This is a genomic window from Tateyamaria sp. syn59 (assembly GCF_007995245.1).
Classification (GTDB): Bacteria; Pseudomonadota; Alphaproteobacteria; order Rhodobacterales; family Rhodobacteraceae; genus Tateyamaria.
Genome location: NZ_VCBA01000004.1, coordinates 1 through 12,089, shown reverse-complemented (window position 1 = coordinate 12,089; position 12,089 = coordinate 1). Strand labels below are relative to the sequence as shown.

At 61.0% G+C, this 12,089-nt stretch carries 8 protein-coding genes; all 8 read left to right on the top strand.

What is annotated here, in order from left to right; translation table 11 throughout:
* The first annotated feature begins 1 nt into the window (after window position 1).
* A complete protein-coding gene (tssG, locus tag FD715_RS08655) occupies window positions 2-982 on the top strand; it encodes a type VI secretion system baseplate subunit TssG (RefSeq protein ID WP_147108229.1) in 981 nt (326 codons plus the stop codon).
* Window positions 979-2,235 carry a hypothetical protein gene (locus tag FD715_RS08650; protein ID WP_147108226.1) on the top strand — a complete coding sequence of 419 codons (1,257 nt, stop codon included), beginning with the start codon at window positions 979-981 and terminating at the stop codon, window positions 2,233-2,235. Before tssG ends, FD715_RS08650 begins: the two co-directional genes overlap by 4 nt.
* A 16-nt stretch (window positions 2,236-2,251) precedes the next feature.
* Window positions 2,252-3,583 carry a type VI secretion system baseplate subunit TssK gene (gene tssK / locus FD715_RS08645; protein ID WP_147108224.1) on the top strand — a complete coding sequence of 444 codons (1,332 nt, stop codon included), beginning with the start codon at window positions 2,252-2,254 and terminating at the stop codon, window positions 3,581-3,583.
* A complete protein-coding gene (tssL, locus tag FD715_RS08640; RefSeq protein ID WP_147108221.1) occupies window positions 3,580-5,076 on the top strand; it encodes a type VI secretion system protein TssL, long form in 1,497 nt (498 codons plus the stop codon). Before tssK ends, tssL begins: the two co-directional genes overlap by 4 nt.
* Window positions 5,073-8,564 carry a type VI secretion system membrane subunit TssM gene (gene tssM, locus FD715_RS08635; RefSeq protein WP_147108218.1) on the top strand — a complete coding sequence of 1,164 codons (3,492 nt, stop codon included), beginning with the start codon at window positions 5,073-5,075 and terminating at the stop codon, window positions 8,562-8,564. The genes tssL and tssM overlap by 4 nt, the downstream gene beginning before the upstream one ends.
* A 3-nt stretch (window positions 8,565-8,567) precedes the next feature.
* A complete protein-coding gene (gene tagF, locus FD715_RS08630; RefSeq protein WP_147108215.1) occupies window positions 8,568-9,959 on the top strand; it encodes a type VI secretion system-associated protein TagF in 1,392 nt (463 codons plus the stop codon).
* A gap of 468 nt (window positions 9,960-10,427) precedes the next feature.
* Window positions 10,428-11,075 carry a hypothetical protein gene (locus tag FD715_RS08625; RefSeq protein WP_147108212.1) on the top strand — a complete coding sequence of 216 codons (648 nt, stop codon included), beginning with the start codon at window positions 10,428-10,430 and terminating at the stop codon, window positions 11,073-11,075.
* A gap of 89 nt (window positions 11,076-11,164) precedes the next feature.
* Window positions 11,165-12,089: hypothetical protein (locus FD715_RS08620; protein WP_223274795.1), on the top strand; the 925-nt coding region annotated here is incomplete at its 3' end.

Below are 12,089 nucleotides of genomic sequence, written 5' to 3'. Positions count from 1 at the left end.
CATGGTGTCCGCGAATCCACTTTTTGATCGTCTGTGTCAGGAGCCGCATGTCTTTGAGCCCCTCACGGCGCTCAGGTTGGCGCAAAAAGAAGCAAAGCGACGGGGCGTGCCGTTGCAGATCACTGCGCCCCCGACCGGTACGCTGGCACCGACGGCCATCACGCGCATTTCCGCGGATGCGAGGGAGATAAGGATCGAAGCGAGCTTTGCCGGGCTTGTCGGTCCGCTGTCGCCGCTTCCGCCGGCCTGGACTGAATTGGCGGCTGCGGACCGTCGGCGCCGTGCCGGAGGTCTGAGTGCCTTTCTTGACCTGTTTTCGGCTCGGCTGGCAATCCTGTTTGCCCGAGCTGCGGCAAGATATGATCTACCGGTGTTGCTGCAATGGACACCGCGCCGAGCCAACCAGGTGCTCACTGCGCTCCATGCTCTGATTGGCCTTGCAACGCCGGGACTAGAGGCGCGCGCCCCGTTGACGCAAGACGCGACGCTTGTGCATGCGGGTCTGCTTGCCGGGCGGACACGCTCGGCCGTGGCGCTTGGTGCGATTGCGCGCAGGCACCTTGGCCTGCCGGTCCAGATCAAGCAGTTCCAACCTCGCTGGCGACAGGTTCCGGACGTGGAACAGACCCGTTTGGATGGCAGCCGCAGCCTGGGATCGGATGCAACTACCGGGTCATGGATACGGGACCGTACCGGGCAGATCCGGTTGGTCGTGGGGCCGGTGCGCTACGCCGACTTTATGTCGTTGGAGCTGGGCCAGCCACGCTTGCAGGACTTTGCAAAGCTCGTGCGGTTTGCGATTGGACCTGTTCTCGATTTTGACATCCAGGTTGTTCTGGACCGGCGTGACATCCCCCGAACGCAGCTGGGCGGCAGTGGGCCACAACCCCGGTTGGGTTGGAACAGCTGGGCACGGGATGCAGATGCGACCCGCGACAGTTCTGAAGCCATCATAGACGGCAGAGAGGCGATGAGTGCATGACGTTGGTGCTCGAACATCTTGATGCGGGCGACCGACGTATCGTGCAGGCGGGGCAGCCCTTTACCCTCAGCACGTTTCCGGACGCCACGTGGTCTCTGCCGCCCCGTGGCAAGGACGGCGGTGGAGAGTTGCGTGTGACTGCAGACAGTCACGGTGCAAACATTGTTCTCGTACGTGGTATCGCCCATCTGGATCAACGGGCCTTGTCGGCGGGTGAGGCGCGTTCGGTTGCCGATGGCGCCGTGATCGGGTTAGGCGCGCATCGAATTGCGGCGCGCTTTCGTGAGGACTTGACCGATGCGCGTGCCACCGCTGCCCCTACCATCAGCGCGATCCTCGCCGATGTAGCACCAGGCGGTATCACCGCAGAAAGCCTGGTGCCCGCGCGATCTGATGATGACTGGATTGCCCGGCTGACGGGCGAAGGCACGGCCAAACGCCCCGATTGGGATCGGTTAGGGGGCTTCGAACACCGCGCCGAGGTGACTGCGGAAAAAGGTGAGCGGGACATCCCGCTCGACACCTTGCGTTCAGGCGGGGCCTTCTTGCCTGATGATTGGGACATGGACGCTGCTGACGCGGTGCCCTCTGATGCGGACGCACGCTCCGGCCAATCCCGCGCGACGGGATACGTGGTTGCAGCCAAGGCGGTCAGCCAAAGCACGCAGCAGGAGCGTTGCATCGGGCCTGACGGCGTCGCCTTCCTGCGCGGGGCGGGGTTGTCAGCCAATGAGCTTGAAGATCTGACACAGGACACAATGCACACATTTGGGGCGATGTTGCGGATCGCGCTCGACAGCCTTGTCGCCATGGAACGCGGTGCTCTGAACCGCGGCGCCGAACACAACAGCGAAGCCGTCGCGTCAACCCCGCGTGATGCGGTGCGAACGCTTCTGGGCGCGGCGCAAGCGGGCGGGGGTGCGTTGTCAGACCTGACGGCCCGACTGGATGCGGTGGAGCGAACGCACGCGGCCACGCATGATGGTGCATATGCCTTTGCTGCCGCTGCGCGCGTGGCGCTTGATCCAGACAGCCTGCGCGCACAAGCGACCAATGCGCTTCGGGTCGGGACAGCCGCCCGCGCCTGGGCGCTTTACGAAGAACGCTTTGCTGGTGGGTCTGATGATCCGCCGCTTTCGGACCGCGCGCTAAGTGCCGCGATACGCGCGCACAATCATACAGCAGAACAGGACGGGACGCCTGATAACACCCCGTTCCCGTTGCCCACACCAGGCGGTGTGCCGCGCAAATGACAGGAGAAGACGTTTCGTGAAGACTGACAACCGTGTCGCCTGGACCGAGGGCATGTTCCTCAAGGTACAGCATTTTCAGCAGGCTGACCGATGGACCGAGCGTATGCTGCGCGACCGTACGGCGGCGATGAGCCCATATTCGTGGGGTTTTACCCGTTTGGAAATTGACCGCTCGGCGCTTGGTGTGGGGCGCGTGGCTTTGTCGACGCTGTCGTGCGTTTTGCCAGATGGCACGCCTGTATCCGCGCCGGACATCGCCGATCTGCCTGCGCCCGTTCAGCTGGCCGAGGGGTCGGGCTCTACAACCGTCTATCTGGCGGTACGTATGGCGAAGGCCGGGCAGGATGAGTATGGCCCGGTCGGGGATGGGGCGGCCCGACACAAGCGTGTCGAATACGAGGCTGAGGATGCAAATGCGGACACGTCCTTTACTGCCGCGATTGAGGTGGGCAGGCTGGAGTTGTCCCTCAAGACCGACAGTGACGAGCGTGAAGGCTTTGAATGCCTGCCTGTCGCGCGTGTGATCGAGACGGGCGCCGACCTCTCTGTCATTTTGGACGAAACGATGATCCCGCCGACCATTCAGGTTGGCGCAATGCCACGTTTAAAAGGGTATCTGACCGAGTTGGTGGGCCTTCTACGGCACCGGTCGGCTGCAATCGCCCGCCGAATTGGCGATCCGTCGATCCGGGGGGCTGCGGAAATCGGCGACTACATGATGCTGCAAACTCTGAACCGGGCGACGCCGCATCTGGCACATCTCGACGCGCAGGCTGGTCAGATCCATCCGGAACGGGTGTTCGCGACACTGGTTGGTCTGGCCGGGGAGCTGGCGACGTTTACGGCGGCTGACAGCCTCGCGCCCGAGTTGCCACCCTATGGACACATGGACCCCGAAACAACGTTCGCTCCTGTGATGGACGAGTTGCGGCGGGCTCTGTCCGCCGTTCTGGACCAATCGGCGACACCCATTCCGCTGGAAATGCGCCGCCACGGCGTACGGGTGGGTATGCTGGCAGATGCAGGGCTGAAATCCGATGCGGCGATGGTGCTCGCGGCGCGGTCGGAATTGCCGGTGGAGCAACTGCGGCGCACCTTGCCCAACCAGATCAAGATCGGCCCGGTGGAGCGCATCAGCGAACTGGTGAACGTCGCCCTTCCAGGCATCCCGATCCGCCCCTCTCCGGTTGCGCCCCGGCAGCTGCCGTTCCGCGCCGGATCCGTCTATTTCGAGCTTGAAACGTCCGACGATCTTTGGGCTGCCGCAACAGAAGGGGGGGCGCTTGCCATCCATCTTGCGGCGGACATTCCAGGTATTGATCTTGAATTGTGGGGTATCAGAGGGTGACGAACGAAGCCCGAAAAAACAAAGATCAGGCTGCGCGTCGTCTGCCGGACCAAGATGACGAGGCGCCACGTATCGTATTGCCCACGCCGGGCGGTGTACGTCCTCCGGCAGAACCAGCGCCACAGGCCGTAGATGTCGATCCACCAGCGCCTGAGGCCGAGCTTTCCGTCGGCGACATTCTGGATGGCTTTCGTTTCACGGGCGGCGATTTGCCAGAGATGGTCGCAAAAGCGGCACCGCTCCTGAATCTCGCGCATGCGCTGCGTGCAGGCCAAAATCCGCCCGCGATCGCCGAACTCCGCAGAGAGTTGACTGCAGCCGCGCGCCGGTACGAGGCTGCGCTGGCCGCAGCAGGCACACTACCGGATCAGGCAAGGGCGGCGCACTACGTCGTATGCGCAACACTGGACGACGTGATCCGAAACACCGACTGGGGCAGTGAATGGGCCGTTGAAGGGCTGGTTTCAACCTTTCACCACGATGTGTTGGGCGGGGATAAGGTGTTTGCCCTGCTTGACCATTTCCAACAGACCCCACGCAACAACCGCGATCTTCTTCTGCTGATCTACCTGTGCTTGTCGCTTGGCTTTGAGGGGCGCGCCCGTGTGTCCTCGCGCGGGTTGGCAGAGTTGGCCCTGGTGCGTGAGAACCTCTTCCGTACCCTGCGCACACAGTTCGATATCGTCGAGCGTGATCTGTCGCCGCAATGGCGCGGCGAGGAGGCGGCACATAGCCCCATACGCGCGGGGCTTTTGCTCTGGCTCCTGTGTGGGGCAGGGGTGCTGGCGCTCCTTATTGTGTTTATCGTTTACACATCTCTTCTTAACCGTGCAGCCGACGACACATTGGAGCGGCTTTCGGTCTTGCCGCCCGACGGTCCGCCCTCTTTGTTTTTGCCTGAGCCTCCGGCGCCGGAGCCGGAGCCAGCACCGGAACCGGTCATTGTCCCAGCGCCAGTTCCGGAAAGCGTGCCTCAGACACCGCCTATCGAAGAGTTTGTCGCCTTTCTGCAGCCCGAGGTGGACGAGGGGCTTGTGCGCCTCTTGCGTGCCGAGGATGCTGTTCTTGTCCGTATTGCCAACAACGGCGCCTTTGGGTCCGGCAGTGCAACCATCGAAGACGCGTTTCTGGACGTCTTTGACCGGATCGGCCAAGCGCTCGCTGCCGAGACATTCGATGTGACCGTGCTGGGTCATACGGACAATGTGGGTATCAGGGCAGCACCGTTTCCAAACAATTATTTCCTTAGTCAAGCAAGGGCGAGCGCCGTGCGCGATCTGCTGCTGCCGTATGTCGAAGAGCAGCGCATCAGCATTGATGGTCTTGGGCCCGATCGTCCCATCGCCACGAACGAGACCGAGGCCGGGCGGGAGGCGAACCGACGTACCGAAATCCTAGTGCTTGAGCCCGGTGCACGGGTTCCGGACAGTCTCTTGACCGAAGGATTGCCGGACCCTGACAGCCTGACCGCGCCAGAGGAGGCATTGCAATGAACCCGCTTGGCATGTGGACCTCGCTCCGGTCCAATATCTCGTCCTATGTCTCTGTTCTTGGGCCGCGTTTCGTCTCTTTGGTCTGGGTCGGTGCCATCTGCGCCATCATCTGGATGTTTGGGCCGCGACTGCCATACGGAGGCGGATATCCACTGGCGCCGCTCCGTCCGCGTCTGATCGCCATCGCTGTTGTTGTTGGCATTTGGCTGATCTATGCCGCAGTTACCTGGTTGCGCCAGCGCCGTCGGGCGCGGGCCGAAGATGACGCGATTGCGGAAAGTCCCGAAGAGATCGAGGCGGGTGAGACGCGCGAAGAAATCGCCGCCCTCCGAGATCGATTGCGCACAGCGCTGAAAACCATGCGCAGGCTGGCAAAACGGCGATTTGGCGCAGCCTACGAATACCCGTGGTACCTGATGATGGGTGCCCCTGGTGCTGGCAAGACGACCTTGCTGACACATTCGGGCCTGAAGTTTCCCCTTGGTGATGCCGAGGGTGCCGATCCTGTCAAAGGCGTCGGCGGCACGCGCAATTGCAATTGGTGGTTTACGGACCGGGCTGTGCTGATCGACACCGCTGGTCGCTATACCACGCAGGAGACGGGGCGCGCCCGTGATCGCGAGGGCTTTCTTGGTTTTCTTGGAATGCTGCGAAAGACTCGCCGCCGTCAACCGATCAACGGCGCGATCCTGACGCTGTCGTTGACCGACCTTCTGGCACAGGATCCCGAAGAGCGCCTGCGCGACATCCGTGCCATCCGTCAGCGCCTGACCGAGATGGAAGAGGCGCTGGGGGCCCGCGTGCCGGTCTATGTCGTGCTGACAAAAGCGGACCGTCTCACCGGGTTTGGCCGTTTCTTTGATGCCCTCGGGCAAGAAGGGCGGCGGCAGGTCTGGGGCATCACCTTTCCCTATGGAGAGGCGGAGGAAACGCGCGGGGCATCCGCCAACGGCAACCTCGCGGACGTCTTCTCGCGCGAGTTTCACAGCTTGCTTGCCCGCTTGAACGCGATGCTGATCGAACGGCTGCAGCAAGAGACCGACATTGCAGAGCGTGGGCGGATTTTTCGCTTTCCAGCACAGGTGGCGGCCTTGCACGATGCCCTGCGCGAAATCATTGAAGAGTTGTCTTCGGGCACCGGCGCCGTATCCGAACCGCTGTTGCGCGGCATCTACTTCGGGTCGGCCACTCAGGAGCGAGCCATGCAGGCGGCATCGGTCCCGGGCGTTCCCCGCACCGCTTCGTCCATGAACCGCACCTATTTCGTCGAGCGACTGTTCCGCGACGTGATTCTGGGTGAGGCTGCGCTGGTGTCCCGAGATGAACGTGTGGGACGGCGCCAAAGGATTGCAACGACGGTCGGTGCCGCGGTTGCCGCCCTGATCGGCGCTTTCTTCCTTGCCAGCTGGACCTTGGGGTACATGGCCAACAGACAAGCCTTGGCATCCATCGACACGCGCCTTGCGGAGTACGAAACCCTGACCAACGCCATCCCCGTGCGCGAGGTGGAGGACCAGGATTTTCTGCGTATCCTGCCGGCCCTTGAACGTCTCGCGGGCAGTCCAGATGCCTTTGACACAGTTGAGGTCGGTCCGTTGCCTCTGCAGCGCGCCGGGTTGGGTATGGACCGGCGCCCACGCATCGAACGGGGACATTCCACCGCCTATTCACGCGCGCTGGGGGCTTATCTGCTGCCCCGCTACATGGTTGCCTTGCAAAACATCTTGAAAGACCCCGAGACATCCGAAGCGCGCGCTTTCGAGACGCTTAAACACTATTTGTCACTGGCAGGTCTTGGCCCGATTGATCGCGATGGTCTGCTCGCACAATCGGAGCGCATCTTTGCAGAGCTGTATTCCGGTGCCGGACGTGAATCGACGCGTGTGGCACTTCAGGATCACATCACAGCGATGCTGGATAAGGGAACGCTGCCCGTCCTCGAGATAGACGATCATCTGGTCGCCGACGTGCGTGAGACCGTGGCAGAGCGCAGCCCGGCGCGTCGGGTGATTGACCTACTTTCCGTGCGTGAAGCGACGCGTGGCCTGACTGATTGGCGCGCGGCAAGTGTGGCCGGACCGCAATCCGGTGACGTATTTACGAGTGCCATCACGGGCGTACGCGTTGACGGCCTGTATACGCGAGCGGGATATCGCGAGGTCGTCATCCCGCAGCTTGGTTATCTGTCCGAAGTCGCAGCGAGCGAAGACTGGGTGCGTGGGCCCGGTGCGGCGACGCGCGCCGATCCCACGGACATCGCGCTGGATGCGATCGCGCTTTATTACAGCGAGTTCGAACGGCGCTGGCGTGAAGCCATCGCAAACACCACCGTGGCAGAAACCAATAGCCTCGGGGACGCCGCAGACATGATGTCGGCGCTCGCATCGGCCTCAGATCCTCTGGGACGTATGGTGCGGGACATCGTTGTGCAGACGAACCTGACCGGTGCTGCCAGCGGAGCCGGGGTAAACTTGGCGGAATTGCCCTTTGACCCCATAGCCGCACCAGACCCGTTTGGTCCGCTGCGCCGCTCACTCGAAAGCGCAACGGACGAGGCCGGAAATGAGGTCGATGCGCTTTCGGCGCTCACGCCGCTTTATGACGAGGTTTTTCAACAACTCAATCGTCTGGATATGCCGGATCCCGCCGCAGCCACGGCGCTGGCGTCTGAAAGTGGTTTGCGGGACGCGGCACAATCGCTCATGGCCGCAGGCAGGCAACTGGATGCGCCCGCTGACACATGGGTCGTGACCATCGCGTCGCGCGTTGCCGAAGCCTCCGTCGGGCAGGCCCGTGCAGCAGCCAACCGTCAGTGGCGCGCGGAAAGGGCAGCGGCGTGCCGCCGTGCCGTCAGCGACCGTTACCCTTTCAGTGCAGCGGCCTCCGCAGAAGTCACGCGCAGCGATTTTATTGCCATGTTTGGACCGACCGGGCTTTTCAAGACGTTCTTCGACGAACATCTCGCTCAGATCGTGGACACGACGACCGATCCCTGGACGTTCAGCGGCGGTCTGGCCGGGCCAACTGACACTGCCGGAGCATTGCAGCAATTCCAGCGCGCGGCGGCAATTCGAAACGCGTTCTTTCCCAACGGGATCGCAGAGCCGCGGGTCGAATTGTCTGTCGACCTGATTGACATCGCGAACGATGCCAACGTGGCCCTTTTCTTTGTCGGAAGCGCGCGCGCCGCGTTCCGCCAAAACCTGTCGGACGGCACGCGGCTGGTATGGCCGCCGGAAAAGGGTGGTGACATTGCAAGCGTGATGCTTCTGCCGGGGGACAGGACGACAGCACCGACTGCAACAGGCACCTGGGCGCCGTTCCGCCTTTTGGACATGGCCCGGACAACGCCGAGAGACGACAACAGGTTCGACGCGACCTTTGTGGTGGATCAGCGGCCTGTAACGTTCCGCATCACGTCGGGTAGCGTGAACAACCCGTTCATGTTGCCCGCGCTTTCCTCTTTTCGATGCCCGGAGGGCTTTTGAAGCATGTCGATTGCCCCGGATCCCGTCCGTACAGGCTGGCGCGGGTTTTTTGGCAAGATACCGCAGGCTGGTGATTTCGTAAGCGCGGGCCTGCCGCGTGATATCGAGACGGCTTTCGACAACTGGCTGCGCGCGGCCATGCGCGAAAGCCAGATGAAACTTGGCCGGAATTGGCTAGATGCCTTTCTGGTCACGCCGGTCTGGCGATTTGTGCTGGAGGCGGGGATCCACGGGTCCGAGCCCGTCGCGGGCGTCATGATGCCTTCGGTTGACCGCGTCGGTAGGTACTTCCCGCTTGTCGTGGCCGCGGCCCGGCCAGACCTGGGACGGCGCGATCCCATGGCGCTGACAGAGGATCCTTTGTTTTTTGACGCAGCCGAGGCGTTGGTGATGTCGTGTTTGCAGGCCTCCGACCTTCCGGGCAGCCTCGCGCATGATGTCGATGCCTTGCCCTTTGGCCCCTTGCCCAACCTCGCGGCACCGGATGATGCCGATGGCGATGCGCCCACAGCCTATTGGTGGACTGGAACGGATGGTGCGCGCGCGCATTTGACCCGCGCCTTGCCCGCACCCCAAGACTTTGCAGCCATGTTCATGGGGCCGCCAGATGCCGCCGCAGATGTGCCCGAGCCGCAGGCGCAATTGCAGTTGACAGAAACGAACAACGAAACACCAGTACGTGCACAACGGGGCGCAGCAGTCCAACTGCTGACAGCTGATCACGCAAGCGCGTGCCTCCGCGGCGCACGCAGTGCCGCATTGACGGAAACGGTTGCTGTCAACAAAGACGCGCAGGCATTTTCTTTGCTCAGCGGCATTGGCGCGGCGCCGTCGTTGGCGTCGCAGATCAAGGGTCTAGTGCCTGTTTTCGAAGACATTGCCGATCCATTTTCCATGAGTGATTTGATCTCTGTCGCGAAGGGAAAGTTCGGGTCGGCCAACACCCGCCTTGCGGCGCGCCGCGCCATGGCGACAACCACCGAGGACCCCGTGGCCGCCGCAGCGGTTGTCCTGCTCGTGCAAGCGCGACGTTACGCGGTGCTTTGGGTGGGGCATTGCAGCGCTTTTCTGTTTCGGCAGGGCACGCTTTATGCGCTGAACCGTCCACATATCGACACACGCTTGCGCGGGGTCGTCACGCAAGCGCTTGGCGCAGGCCAAACCGCGACTCCGTCCATTGCGATTGGGCAAGTGGAACCGCGGGACGTTTTCCTGCTGGCGTCTCCGGGGGTGACGACTGCGTTAAGCCAAGAAGATATTGCCGGCACGCTTGGTGACGCGCAGACGCCCCGCGCTGCTGTGGCAGAACTGACCCAAGACGCGCTTATTGCCGGAGCGTCGCTCGACGCGAGCGCTCTTTGTGTTTCGCTTCAACCACGTGGTGGCGTTGTTTGAGCGACTGGTGGACTTGCAGTAGTTTTTTGCAGTTGCTTAACTCAGGAGTGCTGCCGGGGTTGTTGTGGGACTTTTTAGGAAGAGTGGCGGTCTTCTACGTGAAAGCTGCTGGTGCGCGGATATCGCAAGTTCAACCCACAAAGGGTAGGAGCAGGTTCTAAGCAACATAGTTCCGTGACGAGCCAACAAAACCATACACGATAGTTCATAAATTGGAGGCGAGTACCGGAATAATTTATTTTGCAAATACAGAATTTTGAGAGAAAACTGCATCGTTTTACCAACAACCGTACCAACAGATGGATCGATAGCCAACAGGGCCCTCGTTGGGTAAATTAGCGCCGCACGATCACTCATTGCGCTGGTAGCGGTTCCAAGCAAGGTACCCCTCGTGAATGCGCTAAGGTGTCACGGCCTTTGTATTGCAATGGCAGTGCGTTGCTCGAACGGAAGGTGAAGACGGTATCAATGAAACTCAGCTCCACCGAACGGGAGCAGGCAATTCAGCTTGCATATGACGAAATCAGGAGGCTTCAGCAGGATTCTCACCTTTCATATGGTCAAAACTATGTGAATGCCATGAACGAGTTCGGCATCGATCTATCGGGCAAAGACGGGAGCTATCCAAAGCTCAACCCGGAATCAATTGGTGAACTGTGCGCGCGCGCGAGAAGAGAAAGGGGCGTATATCGCCTCGCCTTGGAGGTTGCGAGGTTGAGGCATGAAGCAAACGTTGATTGGCCTACTCAACTGAAAGACCTGGTTTATGAGGTTCTTTCTGTTGAAATAGAGCCACCCGCAAAACCCGTTGGTCGGCCTGAAAAGTGGGATCGTGATATCATTGTTCTAATGGCCATGCGCGCAGTGCTGAGGGCATACGAGATAAAACCAACGCGCAGCGCTGTGCCGACAGAGGATTTATCAAAACGTCGCGACACTGGAACCGCAGCCTGCGAAATCGTCGCCGAAGCTGCACTACGGTGCAACATGCCGGAAATGAACTCCCTAGCCGTCGGTAAACTCTGGTCAAACAAGAAAAAGCGACGACAAATGGCCGACTATTTTGGGCTTGAAGTTGTAGCAGCCTTTGACGACGACGAAACTGACTGGCTGTAAACGTCTCCCAAAAATTTCTTTTTTTTGGAGATGCGCCTCGGTCAATTGTCTCCCAAGTTCGGAAGCTCAATTGTTTCTTTGAGGCCAACATGACAGAGCACACCGCAGCCCCAGTGGGGCTTGAAGAATATGTCGTCAAATACAGCGATGGGGTCGGAACCGGCCTAGGCAAGGTGAAGACCAAGTGCACGACATGGGACCGATTCTATGAGCGCTTCGAGCGCGAGAACATCCTCGTGGATACCGAATGCACATATGCACAGTATCTCAAGTTGAACGACGATGAGACCCTTGAGAAGAAGCGCGCACCGGGCAACTGGCTGGCCGCGCTATTCAAGGAAGGCAGACGCAAAGCGACCCACAATCTGGGCCGCACTATGATCGTTTATGACATCGACACGGTGACACCGGAACAGTTGGACAACATCATCCACAACGCGGCGATCAACAAGTACGCGTGGTTGATGCACACGAGTCGGAAGCACTGCCCGGAGAAGCCGCGCGTGCGCATGATCTTCCCGGTACAAGGCCGGATGGACGAGGTGCAGTTCAACGCAATTGCCCGCTTCTTGGCCCTGCAACTGGCAGACGATCCAGAAGAAGCCATCGAGATCCCCGACCTGGTGTCGTTCCGATACACGCAGACCATGTTCAAACCTTCGATCTCGAAGGATCAGGAGTATTGGTTGCGCCGCAACGACGGCGAGGTGCTGGATCGAGACGAGTTCCTGACCGAGTGCCCCAACTGGGACGACTTCGCACAACTCCCCTACCAGAGCGAGGAAAAGGCCCGCGCCGTCCAGGACCCGAACCGGAAGATGGAGGACCCGCGCGAGAAGTTCGGCCTCATCGGTGCGTGGTGCCGCGTCTACACGGTGGACGACGCCATAGCGGAGTATCTGAGCGACGTTTACGAACCCGGCGACAGCGCGACCGAGACGCGATACACCTACGTGGCCGGTTCCGGGTCGAACGGAGCCGTCGCATACGACAACGGCTTGTTCCTGCACTCCA

Excerpts from the sequence above, each read along its gene's own strand:
- tssG (WP_147108229.1), top strand. The coding sequence starts at position 2 with ATGGTGTCCGCGAATCCACTTTTTGATCGTCTGTGTCAGGAGCCGCAT.
- FD715_RS08650 (WP_147108226.1), top strand. The coding sequence starts at position 979 with ATGACGTTGGTGCTCGAACATCTTGATGCGGGCGACCGACGTATCGTG.
- tssM (WP_147108218.1), top strand. The coding sequence starts at position 5,073 with ATGAACCCGCTTGGCATGTGGACCTCGCTCCGGTCCAATATCTCGTCC.
- tagF (WP_147108215.1), top strand. The coding sequence starts at position 8,568 with ATGTCGATTGCCCCGGATCCCGTCCGTACAGGCTGGCGCGGGTTTTTT.
- FD715_RS08625 (WP_147108212.1), top strand. The coding sequence starts at position 10,428 with ATGAAACTCAGCTCCACCGAACGGGAGCAGGCAATTCAGCTTGCATAT.